At 71.5% G+C, this 13838-nt stretch carries 13 protein-coding genes; 7 read left to right on the forward strand and 6 right to left on the reverse strand.

The genetic code is table 11. The features are described 5' to 3' along the window. The first annotated feature begins 12 nt into the window (after nucleotides 1-12). A complete protein-coding gene (locus ACFPIJ_RS41210; protein ID WP_380123922.1) occupies nucleotides 13-1572 on the forward strand; it encodes an outer membrane protein assembly factor BamB family protein in 1560 nt (519 codons plus the stop codon). Here the strand turns inward: ACFPIJ_RS41210 and ACFPIJ_RS41215 are convergent. Then, entirely contained in the window at nucleotides 1569-2141 is a 573-nt protein-coding gene (locus ACFPIJ_RS41215) for a cob(I)yrinic acid a,c-diamide adenosyltransferase (protein WP_380123924.1), read from the reverse strand. The genes ACFPIJ_RS41210 and ACFPIJ_RS41215 overlap by 4 nt on opposite strands. Nucleotides 2142-2169: 28 nt before the next feature. On the opposite strand from ACFPIJ_RS41215, the gene murA reads away from it, so the two are divergent. Beyond that, the gene (gene murA / locus ACFPIJ_RS41220) at nucleotides 2170-3453 is read left to right on the forward strand and encodes a UDP-N-acetylglucosamine 1-carboxyvinyltransferase (RefSeq protein WP_380123926.1); all 1284 of its coding nucleotides are present in this window, start codon (nucleotides 2170-2172) and stop codon (nucleotides 3451-3453) included. A gap of 203 nt (nucleotides 3454-3656) precedes the next feature. Here the strand turns inward: murA and ACFPIJ_RS41225 are convergent, their stop codons facing one another. Then, on the reverse strand, nucleotides 3657-3971 hold the full coding sequence (locus ACFPIJ_RS41225; protein ID WP_380123928.1) for a hypothetical protein: 315 nt from the start codon (nucleotides 3969-3971) through the stop codon (nucleotides 3657-3659). Nucleotides 3972-4059: 88 nt separating this feature from the next. Between ACFPIJ_RS41225 and ACFPIJ_RS41230 the strand changes: the two genes are divergently transcribed. After that, nucleotides 4060-4911: a 3-hydroxyacyl-CoA dehydrogenase family protein gene (locus ACFPIJ_RS41230; RefSeq protein ID WP_380123930.1), complete on the forward strand. Its 852-nt coding sequence runs from the start codon at nucleotides 4060-4062 to the stop codon at nucleotides 4909-4911. On the opposite strand, the gene ACFPIJ_RS41235 is transcribed toward ACFPIJ_RS41230, so the two are convergent. The 3 genes from ACFPIJ_RS41235 to ACFPIJ_RS41245 are packed head-to-tail and all read right to left on the reverse strand — an operon-like array spanning nucleotide 4896 to nucleotide 8749. Next, on the reverse strand, nucleotides 4896-7082 hold the full coding sequence (locus ACFPIJ_RS41235; RefSeq protein WP_380124069.1) for an ATP-binding protein: 2187 nt from the start codon (nucleotides 7080-7082) through the stop codon (nucleotides 4896-4898). The two genes, ACFPIJ_RS41230 and ACFPIJ_RS41235, sit on opposite strands and share 16 nt — an antisense overlap. A 42-nt stretch (nucleotides 7083-7124) precedes the next feature. Next, entirely contained in the window at nucleotides 7125-7910 is a 786-nt protein-coding gene (locus ACFPIJ_RS41240; protein ID WP_380123932.1) for an ABC transporter permease, read from the reverse strand. Beyond that, nucleotides 7907-8749, reverse strand: coding sequence for an ABC transporter ATP-binding protein (locus ACFPIJ_RS41245; protein WP_380123935.1), 843 nt, complete (start codon nucleotides 8747-8749; stop codon nucleotides 7907-7909). Before ACFPIJ_RS41245 ends, ACFPIJ_RS41240 begins: the two co-directional genes overlap by 4 nt. 76 nt (nucleotides 8750-8825) lie before the next feature. Between ACFPIJ_RS41245 and ACFPIJ_RS41250 the strand changes: the two genes are divergently transcribed. The 3 genes from ACFPIJ_RS41250 to ACFPIJ_RS41260 are packed head-to-tail and all read left to right on the forward strand — an operon-like array spanning nucleotide 8826 to nucleotide 12069. After that, nucleotides 8826-10811: a protein meaA gene (locus tag ACFPIJ_RS41250; RefSeq protein WP_380123937.1), complete on the forward strand. Its 1986-nt coding sequence runs from the start codon at nucleotides 8826-8828 to the stop codon at nucleotides 10809-10811. 59 nt (nucleotides 10812-10870) lie between these two features. Further along, entirely contained in the window at nucleotides 10871-11359 is a 489-nt protein-coding gene (locus ACFPIJ_RS41255; RefSeq protein ID WP_380123938.1) for a SigE family RNA polymerase sigma factor, read from the forward strand. Beyond that, on the forward strand, nucleotides 11356-12069 hold the full coding sequence (locus tag ACFPIJ_RS41260; RefSeq protein WP_380123940.1) for a hypothetical protein: 714 nt from the start codon (nucleotides 11356-11358) through the stop codon (nucleotides 12067-12069). Before ACFPIJ_RS41255 ends, ACFPIJ_RS41260 begins: the two co-directional genes overlap by 4 nt. A gap of 7 nt (nucleotides 12070-12076) precedes the next feature. Here ACFPIJ_RS41260 and ACFPIJ_RS41265 read toward each other — a convergent pair whose 3' ends face one another. Further along, entirely contained in the window at nucleotides 12077-12706 is a 630-nt protein-coding gene (locus ACFPIJ_RS41265) for a DUF4126 domain-containing protein (RefSeq protein ID WP_380124071.1), read from the reverse strand. Between the two features lie 89 nt (nucleotides 12707-12795). On the opposite strand from ACFPIJ_RS41265, the gene nucS reads away from it, so the two are divergent. Beyond that, entirely contained in the window at nucleotides 12796-13455 is a 660-nt protein-coding gene (nucS, locus tag ACFPIJ_RS41270; protein ID WP_380123942.1) for an endonuclease NucS, read from the forward strand. The last annotated feature ends 383 nt before the right edge of the window (nucleotides 13456-13838 follow it).

Genomic DNA, 13838 nt, shown 5'->3' on the forward strand with positions numbered 1-13838 from the left:
TTGCTGCCCAGAATGCTTGCTGCCCTGGTTCTCACCACGGCGGTCCTGTTCGCGGTGCCCACCCCCGCCGCGACCGCCGCCGTCACCTGCGGCGGCACCAACATCGCGCTCAACCGTCCCGCCACCGCGTCCTCCTCGGAGAACGGCAGCCTGCTGCCGGCGAAGGCGTTCGACGGCAACACCGGGACCCGCTGGTCCAGCGCCTTCAGCGACCCGCAGTGGCTGCAGGTCGACCTCGGCACCGCCCAGCAGCTGTGCCGGGTCACCCTGCGCTGGGAGGCCGCCTTCGCGCGCACCTTCACGCTGCAGGGTTCCGCCACCGGGGCCGCCGGTTCCTGGTTCGACCTGGTGCCGGCCGCCACCGGTACCGGCGGAACCCAGACGATCGACGTCACCAGCGCCACACCCGCCCGATTCGTGCGCATGACGGGGCTGACCCGGGCCACCCGGTACGGCTACTCGTTGTTCGAGCTCGAGGTGTACCCGACGGTGGTGCCCCCGACCACCTCGGCGGCCTGGCCGACCTGGGGCGGCGGGCCGGGACACGCGGGGGTCAACGCGGGCGAGCGGACCCTGGGCAACGCCAACGTGGCGGGCCTGCACCGGCTGCGCCTGACCGCGGGCAACATCGACTCCCCGGTCGCCGCCGACGGCTCCGCCTACGGGGTGATCGGCGCCGGACAGCTCGCGGCCGTCGACCTGGCCACCGGCGCGGTGCGCTGGACGTCGCCGGCGTCGAGCGAGTTTGCGCTGCGGTTCACCACCCCGGCGACCGTCGGCAACGGCCTCGCCTTCGGCGGGACGCTGACCGGCTGGGTCCGCGCGTACGACACCGCCACCGGCGCGGAACGGTGGGCCGTCAGGATCGACGGCAACCAGCTGTTCCACGCGCCGATCCTGGTCGGTGACACCCTCTACGCCAAGGGCGACGCCCAGGGCGACAACACGCTCATCTACGCCTTCAACGCCGCCACCGGCGCGGTCCGCTGGACCCGCGAGCTCACCGGCTACACCCAGGCCACCCTGACCTACGACAGCGGGCGGCTCTACCTCGCCGGTGGCAACTCGGGCCTGCTGAGCGCCGTCGACGCGGGCACGGGCGCCGTCCTGTGGTCGGTGCCGGTGACGGTGACGCAGCTGCAGTTCGCCCCGGTGGCCGCTGGCGGCCGGGTGTTCCTGGCCGGCGCCCTGGTCGCCTACGACGGAGCCACCGGGCGGCTGCTGTGGAACCGGGGCGGCGCCTTCAGCTTCCCCGCCGTGCTGGACTCGACCCTGTACGGCGTCGATTTCTCCGTGACGCCGCCAGCCCTGCGCGCGATCGACGCGGCGACCGGCACGGACCGGTGGACCTTCAGCCAGGCCGGTCCCGCCATCAACAACAGCTTCTTCAGTGCGACTCCGGTCCTGGCCAACGGCGTCCTGTACGTCAACCTCGGCCGGGTCCTCGCCATGGACCCGGCCACCCGCCAGGTCCGGTGGACCGGCCCTGAGGGTGCGACCTCGGGGCCGGTCGTCGCCGACGGCCGCGTGCTCATCCACACCGGCGAAGGCCTGGGGGTCTACGGTCTTTAACGGTTCGCGCCCGGCACCCATTTCACGTCACCGTCGGGGTTGGCCACCCGGCCGAGGATGAACAGCAGGTCCGACAGCCGGTTCAGGTACTTCACCGCCAGCTCGTTCGTGTGCTCCGGGTCGAGCTCCATCAGCGCCCACGCGCTGCGCTCGGCCCGGCGCGTCACCGTCCGCGCCACGTTGAGCAGCGCCGCGCCCGGGGTGCCGCCCGGAAGGATGAACGAGTCGAGCTTCGGCAGCCGCTCGTTGAACGCGTCGCACCAGCCCTCCAGCCGCGTCAGGTACTCCTCCGTCACCCGCAGCGGTGGGTACTCCGGCGCTTCGGTGATCGGGTTGCACAGGTCGGCGCCGACGTCGAACAGGTCGTTCTGCACCACGTGCAGCACCGTCCGCAGCTCCTCGGCCAGGTCACCCATGGCCACGGCGACGCCGAGCGCGGCGTTGGCCTCGTCCACGTCGGCGTACGCACCGATCCGCGGATGGGTCTTCGGGACCCGGGAGAAGTCGCCCAATCCGGTCGTGCCGGTGTCACCGGTCTTCGTGTAGATGCGGGTGAGGTGAATGGCCATGGTTTGCACGGTACGGAATGCCCCTACGATGACCGACGTGGACGTGATCCGTGTGATGGGCGGCGCCAGGCTCGCCGGTGACGTGTCGGTCGTCGGCGCCAAGAATTCCGCACTCAAGCTCATGGCGGCCGCGCTGCTGGCCACCGGGCGGTCGGTGCTCACCAACGTGCCCCGCATCACCGACATCGCCATCATGGCGGAGGTGCTGCGCCGGCTCGGCTGCGAGGTCGAGCAGGACGAGGACCGCGTCATCATCGACGTGCCCGAACGCCTCGGCACCGAGGCCGACTACGACCTCGTGCGCAGGCTGCGCGCCTCCATCTGCGTGCTGGGCCCGCTGCTGGCCCGCTGCGGCCACGTCCGCGTGGCCCACCCCGGCGGCGACGCGATCGGCTCGCGGGGCCTCGACATGCACGTGGAGGGCCTGCGCCGGATGGGCGCCGACATCTCCGGCGAGCACGGCTTCGTGATCGCCACCGCCCCGAAGCTGCACGGCGCCACCATCTGGCTCGACTTCCCCAGCGTCGGCGCCACCGAGAACCTCCTCATGGCGGCGGTCCTGGCCAACGGCCGCACCGAGATCGACAACGCGGCCCGCGAGCCCGAGATCGTCGACATCTGCCGCATGCTCACCGACATGGGCGCCGAGATCTCCGGCGCCGGCTCCTCCCGCCTCGTCGTGGACGGCGTCGCGGAGCTGCGCCCCGTCGAGCACCGCACCGTCGGCGACCGCATCGTCGCCGGCACCTGGGCCTTCGCCGCCGCCATGACCCGCGGCGACGTCACCGTGCACGGCATCGACCCGGGCTTCCTGGAGATCGCGCTGGACAAGGTCGCCACCGCCGGCGGCCAGGTCGACACCGCCGCGGACTCCTTCCGGGTCCGGATGACCGACCGCCCGCGCGCGGTCGACGTGGTCACCCTGCCGTTCCCCGGCTTCGCCACCGACCTGCTCCCGATGGCGGTCGGTCTCGCCTCGGTCAGCGAGGGCTCGTCCCTCGTCACCGAGAACATCTTCGACGGCCGGTTCATGTTCATCAACGAGATGTCCCGCCTCGGCGCCGACATCCGCACCGACGGCCACCACGCCGTCGTCCGCGGCGTCGAGCGCCTCTCGGGTGCCCCGGTCACGGCGACCGACATCCGCGCCGGCGCGGGGCTGGCGATCGCGGGGCTGTGCGCCGACGGGGTCACCGAGATCCGCCACGTGCACCACATCGACCGTGGGTATCCGAGCTTCGAATCCGACCTGCGCGGCCTCGGCGTCGAGGTCGAACGCGCCGCCGCACCCCCGGACCAGTTCGACTTCTGATAGCTGTTTCCCGCCTGTGGCTTCGCCATAGGCTCGCTGCCCCACCGCTTCGCGGCGGGTCCCGCCGGGGGATTCTCACCCCGGACCCCCAATGCTCGCTGCGCTCGCACAGCCGCGCTGGCGCGCTGGCTGGGATCCGCTCACGCGGCATCCGGTGGAGGCCGCTGTTTTATGCCCCGGCGTCCTGCGTACCGATGGTTGGGTCAGGGGGCCAGGAGGAGTCTGGCGCGGTCGTACTCGTCGGCGAAGACCAGGACGCGGACCATGCCGTCGTGGCCGGTGGCGGTGGTGGCTCGGACGCCGTTGTGGCGCAGGCGGTCGCGGACGTCGCGGGCGAACGCCAGGTCGCCGATCAGCGACACCGACCGCAGCAGCCCGTAGTCGAGGGTGGTGTCCAGGCTGGACGGGTGGAGGCCGCGGGGTGGTGCGGCCCTGCGTTCGCCGAAGCGGAGCAGCCGGATGATCAGGATGAGGGTGGCGAGTGCACCGGCCGAGGCCGCCCATCCTGCGAGGTACATGAGGGGCACCTCGACAGTCTGCCACTAGATGATCACTCTCCGGAGCCGGATAAGGTCAGCGGGTCGAGACGATACGAAGGGGTGTCACATGGCGGGTCGGTTGGCGGTCATCGGAGCGGGGCTGATGGGGTCGGGCATCGCCCAGGTCGCCGCGCAGGCCGGGTGGGAGGTGACGCTGCGGGACCTGACCGATGAGGCGGTCCGGCGCGGCGTCGACGGGATCGAGAAGTCGCTGACCAAGTTCGCGAGCAAGGGCGTGATCGCCGAGGGTGATGTGCAGGAAACCCTCGCGCGGATCACGACCACCACGGACCTCGACGCGGCGGGCGAGGCGGACATCGTGGTCGAGGCGGTGTTCGAGCGGCTGGACGTGAAGCAGGAGCTGTTCGGCACGCTGGACAAGATCTGCCGGGCCGACGCGGTGCTGGCGACCAACACCTCCGCGATCCCCGTGACGCAGATCGCGACCGCGACGCAACGGCCCGAGCAGGTCGTGGGGACGCACTTCTTCAGCCCCGTGCCGGTGATGAAGCTGTGCGAGCTGGTACGCGGGTACAAGACCAGCGACGCGACCCTCGCGACCGCCAGGAGCTTCGCGGAGGAGATCGGCAAGACCTGCATCGTGGTCAACCGGGACGTCGCCGGGTTCGTCACCACCCGGCTGATCGCCGCGCTGGTCGTCGAGGCGGTGCAGCTGGTCGAGAGCGGCGTGGTGAGCGCCGAGGACCTGGACCTGGCCTGCAAGCTGGGCTTCGGCCACGCGATGGGGCCCCTTGCCACCACCGACCTGACGGGCGTGGACGTGCTGTACCACGCCGCCAAGAACATCCACACGGACACCGCCGACCCGAAGTTCTTCCCGCCGGAGCTGCTGGCGCGCATGGTCATCGCGGGTGACCTGGGGCGCAAGTCGGGGAAGGGGTTCTACACGTATTCGTGAGCGGTGACGACCGCCGGCACGGGCACCGGCGCCGCCGGCACGGTGAAGCTGAAGCGGCTGCCGCCGCCCGGGTTGTCCACGACGAAGATCGTGCCGCCGTGCCGGTCGATGACGCGGCGGCAGATCGCCAGGCCGAGGCCGGTCCCGCCGTAGGACTGGCCGGCGTGGGCCCGGTGGAACGACTCGAAGACGTAGGGCTTGTCGGCGTCGGGCACGCCGATGCCCCGGTCGGCCACCTCGATGCGGACCCAGCCCGGTCCGGCCGCCGACGCGCTGACGTCGACCTTCGGGGTGCGGCCGGCCTGCACGTACTTGAGGGCGTTGCCGATGAGGTTGTCCAGCACGTGCCGCAGCAGGGCGGGGTCCGCCTCGACCCAGGGCAGCGGGCCGACGTAGATGTCGGGGCGGACGGTCAGGTGGTTGACCCGTTCGGCGACGACCTCGCCGACGAGCGTGCTGAGGTCCAGCGGCTGCGGTTTCAGCGCCGCGTCGCGGGCGGTGGTGTAGGCGAGCAGGTCGTCGATGAGCCGCCGCATCCGCACGACCCCGGCGCTGACCCGGGCGATGCTGGCGGTGGCCTCCCGGGCCTCCCGCGAGTGCGGCGCGGCCGGCTCGAGCGCGTCGTGCGCCATCTCGGCATGCGCCGCGATCACCGTCAGCGGGTTCTTGAGGTCGTGCGCGACGATGCCGGCGAACGCGGTCAGGTCCCCCTCGCGCTCGCGGACCTCGGTGATGTCGTGGAACACCGCGATGGCGCCGCGCCGCCCGTCGACGTCGAGCGGGCGGCCGCTGACGGACAGCAGGGTGCCCTCGGGCCGGGCGGCGTTGCGGATGACCATCTCGATCCGGTCGGTGGACTCCCCGGCCAGTGCCCGGACCAGCGGCAGCTCCTCGACCGGGAACTCGGTCCTGCCGTCGGGGCGGTAGATGCCGTAGTGCTGCGGCCAGTCGCCGACGCCGTTCGCGGTGGCCTCCACGCCGAGCATCGCCTTGGCCGCGGGGTTGTGCACCAGGAAGTCGCCCTGCTCGTCGACCACGCCGACGCCGTCGCTGATCCGGTCGAGGATGCCGTTGAGCAGCGCGACCTGCCGGTGCGCGGTGCGCTCGGCCTCGCGCAGCTCGGCGGTGGCCGCGATGACCCGGGCCTCGGCGCGGGCCCGGCCGCCCGCCAGGGCCCACAGCATGACCACGACCAGGAGCGTCAGCATCGTGCCGCCGGCGCCGATCGCGAGGGGCGCGGTGTTGGCCGGGCCGGTCAGCCCGGCGAGCCGGCCGGAGTCGGCGGTCAGGATCAGCCGCCATTGCCGGTTGGCGATCGGGATGGTCACCTGCCGGCCCAGGTCCGCGTCGGCGACGCGGTGCAGGTACGCCACGCGGGTGTCCTGGCCGCCGCCGTTGTCGGCCCACAGGGCGGCGTCGACCTTGCCCTGGGTGGCCTCGTCCAGCACGCCGCCGACGAAGTTCTGCCCGCGCAGGCCGAAGACGACCCAGCCCTTGAACGTCTTGCTGCCCGACGCCGTCGGGTTGCCGTACACCGGGGCCGCGATCGCGAACGACAGCTGCTGCCGCGCCACCAGCAGTGCGCGGTCGCGCAGCAGCACGTAGGTGTCGGAGACGGTAGGCCCGCCGGCGCGGCGGGCCTCGTTGAGCGCGGCGGTCGGCTCGGCGGACTGGGACAGGTCGGTGCCGGCGACGGTGCTGGGCGCCCCGTCCAGCGGGCGGGAGAAGATGACGAACAGGTGCTCCCGGCCGCTGCCCTTGGCGGTCAGGTCGAGGTTGGTGACGCCGCGGTCGCGCCAGAACCGCTCCACGTCGTCCAGCTGCGAGTCCTCCGCGGGCACGACGAAGACCAGCGATGTGGCGCCCGGCAGCCCGGCGTCCCGCAGCGGGGCGGTGGTGGTGGCGAAGTCGTCGAAGGTCAGCGTCTCGTGCGCCCCGACCGCCGCCGCGACGGTACGCAGGGCATCCAGGTACCGATGGATCTCCGTGCGGACGGCGGCCTCGGCGAGCGAGGTGTCCCGGTCCATGACCGCGTTGGCGCGCGCCTGCTGGTTGTGGCGCAGCGAGCCGGCGGCGTTCCAGGACGCCGCCAGGCCGAGGGCGAGAACGAGCAGGATCGCCAGGATGCCGACCGTGCCGGCATGCCGGACCGCCCTGCCCAGCCGACCCATCACCTTGCCCTGATCGGCGCCGCGGCAGCGGGCTTTAAGCAATTACCCCCGGTCGGTCCAGCGGAACGTGAACACGCACAACGCCAGGCCGATGACGACCCACGCGCCCAGCGCGATCGCGACGTATCCGAGCTGCCAGCCGCCGCCGACCTCCTGCGCCGCGAACGAGTCCGGCAGGAACACCGAACGCATGCCCTGCGTCATCCACTTCAGCGGGAACAGCGAGGCGATGGTACGCATCCAGTCGGGGATGCTCGTGTACTGGAAGAAGACGCCCGAGATGAACTGCAGCACCAGTGCGACGGGGGTGACGATCGCCGGCGCGCCGCGCCCGGTCCGGGCGAGGGAGGAGAAGGCGATCCCGCACAGCGTGCACGCGCTGATGCCGAGCAGCGACACCCAGCCGAACGTCGCCCACTTCGCGGCGGTCGAGGGCACCGGCAGGTCGTAGAAGGCCGCGGCGGTCGCCACCAGCACCACGGTCTCCGCCGCGCCGATGGCGAGGACCATGACGACCTTGCCGATGAAGTACGCGGTGCGCGGCATCGGCGTGCCCCGCAGCCGCTTGAGGATGCCCTTCTCGCGCTCCATCGGGATCTGGATGGCCAGGGACTGGAATCCCGTGGTCAGCAGCCCGGCGGCGATGATGCCGGCGGCGAAGTACTGGGTGAACGACACACCCGGGGCGATCTCGGCATCGAAGACCGACCCGAAGATGACCAGCAGCAGGAGCGGGAAGACGAGGGTGAAGATCACCGACTCCCGGCTGCGCAGGAACTGCTTGATCTCCAGCCCGCCACGGGCGAACCCGAGCCGCAACGTCGTCATTCGCCGGCACCGATCATCCGCAGGTACACGTCCTCGAGGCTGGGTCTGGTCACGGTCAGGCCGGGGACCTCGCCGCCGAACTGCTCGGCGAGCCTGGCCACGACCGTGGTCGGGGTGTCGGTCTGCTCCTGCCGGGGGCCGTCGGGGGTGTGCCAGCCGACGGTCGCGGCGGCGGTGCCCCGGTTGCCCAGCCGCGACGGGGTGTCGACGGCGACGAGCTTGCCGCCGACGAGCACGCCGACCCGGTCGGCGAGGGTCTCGGCCTCGTCCAGGTAGTGCGTGGTGAGCAGGATCGTGGTGCCGCCGGCGGCGAGCTGCCGGATCAGGCCCCAGAACTCGCGGCGTGCCTCCGGGTCGAAGCCGGTCGTCGGCTCGTCCAGGAACAGCAGCTCCGGCCGGCCGATGATGCCGAGCGCCACGTCGAGGCGGCGCTTCTGCCCGCCGGACAGGACCCGGGTCCGGGCGCCGCGCTTGTCGGCGAGCCCGACCCGTTCGATGACGGCGTCCGGGTCGTCGGCGTTGCGGTAGTACCGCGCGAAGTGGTGCACGACCTCGCGGACGGTCAGGTCGTCGAACTCGCCGGTGCTCTGCAGCACGATGCCGACCCGCTGCCGCCAGGCCCCGTCGGCGTCCTGCGGGTCGACGCCGAGGACCGTCGCCTCCCCGGCCGTGCGCTTGCGGAATCCCTCGAGGATCTCCACGGTCGTGGTCTTGCCCGCACCGTTCGGGCCCAGCAGGGCGAACACCTCACCGCGGTGGACATCGAGGTCGACGCCGTCGACGGCGACATGCCCCTTGTACCGCTTGTGTAGCCCGCGCACGGTGATCGCTTCCGTCACGGCGACCACTATGGCACCAGGCACCGGTGAGGATTTTCACCGGCCTGGATAAATTACCGTTCAGTAAGGTGCTCGTATGGCGAAGCTTCCCGAACGCGACCGCCCATGGGTCATGCGCACCTATGCCGGCCACTCATCGGCGGCCGCGTCCAACGCGCTGTTCCGGCGCAATCTGGGCAAGGGGCAGACCGGCCTGTCGGTGGCGTTCGACCTGCCCACGCAGACCGGCTACGACCCCGACGCCGAGCTGGCGCGCGGTGAGGTCGGCCGGGTCGGCGTGCCGATCTCGCACCTCGGCGACATGAGGACCCTCTTCGACGGCATCGACCTCGGGCTCGCCAACACGTCGATGACCATCAACGCCACAGCCATGTGGCTGCTGAGCCTCTACGTGACGGTCGCGCGGGAGCAGGGCGCGCCGCTTGCCTCGTTGGCGGGCACGACGCAGAACGACATCGTCAAGGAGTACCTGTCCCGGGGCACGCACATCTTCCCGCCGGGGCCGTCGCTGCGCCTGACCACCGACACGATCGCGTGGACGGTGGCGAACTGCCCGAAGTGGAACCCGGTCAACATCTGCTCGTATCACTTGCAGGAGGCCGGCGCGACGCCGGTGCAGGAGCTCGCCTTCGCCCTGGCCACCGCGATCGCCGTCCTTGACTCGGTGCGCGACTCGGGGCAGGTGGCCGACTTCGCCGCCGTCGCGGCAAGGATCTCGTTCTTCGTCAACGCGTCGGTCCGCTTCGTCGAGGAGACCGCGAAGATGCGCGCCTTCGGCCTGCTGTGGGACCGCCTGTTGACAGAAAGATACGAAATTTCGGATAAGTCGGCAAAGCGGTTCCGGTACGGCGTGCAGGTCAACAGCCTCGGCCTCACCGAGTCGCAGCCCGAGAACAACGTGCAGCGCATCGTGCTGGAGATGCTGGGCGTCACACTGTCCCGGGACGCCCGGGCACGTGCCGTACAACTGCCGGCGTGGAATGAAGCACTCGGCCTGCCGCGACCGTGGGACCAGCAGTGGTCCCTGCGCATGCAGCAGGTCCTCGCCTTCGAGTCCGATCTGCTGGAATACCCCGACCTGTTCGAGGGCTCGCACGTCATGACCGCCCTGGTGGACGACCTCGTCGCCGGGGCGACCGCCGAGCTCGACCGCGTCCTGGCGATGGGCGGCGTCGTGGCCGCCGTCGAGTCCGGATACCTCAAGAGCGCGCTCGTCGCCTCGCTCGCCGAGCGGCGCGGGCGGATGGAACGCGGCGAGGACGTCGTGGTCGGCGTCAACCGCTTCCCCGAGACCGAGCCGTCCCCGCTGGTCGCCGCCGGTGCTGCGGCGATCGAGCAGATCGACCCGGCGGTCGAGGCGGCGGCCGTGGAGTCCCTGGCGTCCTGGCGCGCCACCCGCGCGGCCGGCGAGGTCGACGCGGCGCTCGCGCGGCTGCGGGAGGTCGCCGGCGGCACGGGCAACCTCATGGAGGCCACCCTCGACTGCGTCCGCGCGGGCGTGACGACCGGCGAGTGGGCGTCCGTGCTCCGGGACGTCTTCGGCGAGTACCGCGCGCCCACCGGCCTCACCGGCGCCGTGTCCGCAGCAGTTCCCGGCACCGCGCTGGTGGCCGTGCGCGAGCGGGTCCGGCGCACCGCGGAGGAACTCGGCGCCGGCCGGCTGCGGATGCTGGTCGGCAAGCCCGGCCTCGACGGGCACTCCAACGGGGCCGAACAGATCGCCGTCCGCGCCCGCGACGCCGGCTTCGAGGTGGTGTACCAGGGGATCCGCCTCACCCCGGCGCAGATCGTCGCGGCGGCGGTCGAGGAGGACGTGGACCTCGTCGGCCTCTCGGTCCTGTCCGGTTCTCATCTGGCAGCGGTGGCGTCGGTGCTGGCCGGGCTCCGGGCCGAGGGGCTCGACGACCTGCCGGTCGTGGTCGGCGGCATCATTCCGCCCGATGACGCGCAGGCGTTGCGGGCCTCGGGTGTCGCCCGGGTCTTCACGCCGAAGGACTTCGCGATCACCGACGTCGTCGACGAACTCGTCACCGTCGTGCGGGAGGCGCACAAACTTCCCTGATCCCCGGGCAACCTTTCTCCGGTTCGCGCCGTCGTAGCGCGGAGAAAAGGGGGTGTTCGATGTCGCAGGACGACGAGTTCCGCGAGTTCGTCGCCACACGGATGGACCGGTGGCGGCGCACCGCGTTCCTGCTCTGCCGTGACTGGCACGCCGCCGACGACCTGGTGTCGATCATGGTGGGCAAGCTCTACTGGCACTGGGCGAAGGTGCGCCGGGCCGACAATCCGGACGCGTTCGCCCAGCGGGTGCTGACCCGGACCTGGCTCGACGAACGCCGCCGGCCCTGGTCCCGGGAGCGGGCCAGCGCGCACCTGCCCGAGCCGGCCCACCGCCCGCACGACCGGGTCGACGACCGCGCCACGCTCGACGACCTGCTCGGGTCGCTCGGCAAGCGCCAGCGGGCCGTGCTGGTGCTGCGCTTCTACCTCAACTGCTCGGTCGAGGAGACCGCCGACCTGCTCGGCATCTCCACGGGAACGGTCAAGAGCCAGTCCGCGCGCGCCCTGGCCGCGTTGCGCCAACTCGCCGCATCGGGGGACCAACGATGACGCACCAGCTCTTCGACGAGTTGATCGGCACCCCGCCGCCGTCCACCGTGGACGTGGACGGGATCGTGCGGCGCCGGACCGGCCTGCGGTGGCTGCGGCGGGCGGCGCTGAGCGGGTCCGCGGCAGCGGTGGTGGGCGCGGTCGCGTTGCTGCCCGCTGGGGGCGCGCCCGTCGCCGGTCCGTCCACGGATCCGGCCATCGATTTCTCCGCGGGTCCTTCGGGCCGCGGGTCCGACCCGCCGGACATCAACCGGTTCTTCGACGACTCGATGCGCAGCCTGCTGCCGCAGCGGGTGCGGTGGCTCGACCTGCCACCGCAGATCGTGCTGCCGCCCGACGGCGGTGCCGCGACCTCGGCGCGGTCCCGGGTGGACGTCGCCGGCCGCCAGGGCACCGTGGTGGTGACGGTCTGGCCGCACGGCGTGGACGCCGCCACCGGCTGCGCCGGCCTCCAGTCCTGCACGATCATGACCGACCCGTCGGGCGGCATCTCCTGTGGCCGGGTCGACGACGTCGCGGTCCGCCCTGAGCTGGGGCTGACCAGGCCGGGCTGGGAGGTCCGGTGCGTCAAGCCCGGCGGCCGGCCGGTCTCGATCCTGGTCACCAACCAGACCGGCGCCCCCACGGAACCCCCGCATCAGCCGGAGCTGCCGATCCAGCTCAGCCAGGTGATCCCGATCATCTCCGTCCTGGCCGGGCACGTGGGCTGACCAATCGTCAGGTGGGCCGGTACCCCTGGGACTGCGCCCACCTGGCGGCCGCCTTCTCCTCCTTGCGGCGCTTGCGCCGGCGCATCATCCACCAGAACACCAGCCCCAGCAGCACGACGAACAGCAGCACCAGCACCGGCAGGATGATCGCCACCAGCGACATGAAGACACTCGCGATGTCCTCGATGATGCTCACCACCGGCGCGCCGAAGCCCGCCGTGCTGGCGTTGATCACCGGTCTCGACGCCGCCTTCATTCCGTGCACGCCCAGCGAGATCGCCCCGCCGGCCACGATCGGCACCCACTGATGGCTGCTGAAGAACGAACCCGGATCGGTCACGGTCACCGTCTCGGAACTCGACGCCGCACCGAAGGCGAGACCACCCGCGGTCGGCCGCACGAACGTCTGGATCACGTCGTTGACATGGTCGACCACCGGAACCTTGTCAGCGACGAACTCGACCGCCAGCAGCGCCACGACGATCGCCAGGGTCCACCCGTTCTCCATCCACTTCCAGTTCTCGGGCAGCGTGATGAGATCGGTATACCTCCCCAGCACGCCGATCAAGAGCAACGGGATGTAGGCGTTGAGCCCGGCCGACGTGGCCAGGCCGAGGCCCGTCAATGACTCCAGCACGCCCCTAGCATGACATCGACGCGCCACCCCGGCGCTGAGCACCGGGTGTCAGTCCGGCATCACCGGTCGCTGCGGCTAGGCTGTCGCGCGTGCGTCTCGTCATCGCCAAGTGCTCGGTCGACTACATCGGCCGGCTCACGGCCCACCTGCCGCCCGCCATCCGCCTCATCATGGTCAAGTCCGACGGCTCCGTGCTGGTGCACTCCGACACCGGTGGCTACAAGCCGCTGATGTGGATGACCCCGCCCTGCCGCCTGGACGAGTCCGAAGGCCTGTGGAGGGTCGTCAACAAGGGCGGTGAGGAGCTGCAGATCACCGTCGAGGAGATCCTGCACGACAGCGCCCACTCCCTCGGCATCGATCCCGGCCTGGTCAAGGACGGTGTCGAGGCCCACCTGCAGGTCCTGCTCGCCGCCCACCCGCAGACCCTCGGCGAGGGCTACACCCTGGTCCGCCGCGAGTACATGACCGCCATCGGCCCCGTCGACCTGCTGTGCAAGGACGCCCAGGGCGCCTCCGTCGCCGTCGAGATCAAACGCCGCGGCGAGATCGACGGCGTCGAACAGCTCACCCGCTACCTGGAGCTGCTGGGCCGCGACCCCCTGCTCGCCCCGGTCCGCGGCATCTTCGCCGCCCAGGAGATCAAGCCGCAGGCCAGAGTCCTGGCCGAGGACCGCGGCATCCGCTGCGTCGTCCTGGACTACAACGTCCTGCGCGGCATGGTGAAGGACGAACTGACGCTGTTCTAGCTGCTGTGCTAGCTGCCGCGCTGTGCTAGCTGCCGCGCTGTGCTAGCTGCCGCGCCTGTGGCGCGGCGGCGGGGGTTCCCACCCGCGGCCCCCATGCGTCCGCTGCGCGGCCGCACTCTCGTAACCAGCCCGTGTGGTGAGATCGGGCGCTGCGCTTCCCCAGGCCGTCTCGGTCGGTGTCTTTACTGGTTGGAGTGGGGTGGGGCCGCTGTGATGCGCCGTGCTTGCGGTGCGTGGCGGGGTTTCCGGGTTGCCTGTTCGGGCCTGGTCTCTTGCCGCCTTGCAGGGCGGCGGCTTTGATCATGCGGGGGTTGATCGAAGTCGTTGGGTGGTCGTCTGGGCGGCCGGTGGGTGGCCTTGATCACGGGGTGTGGCGGCCCGGC

The organism is Dactylosporangium cerinum (assembly GCF_042653625.1).
GTDB lineage: Bacteria > Actinomycetota > Actinomycetes > Mycobacteriales > Micromonosporaceae > Dactylosporangium > Dactylosporangium cerinum.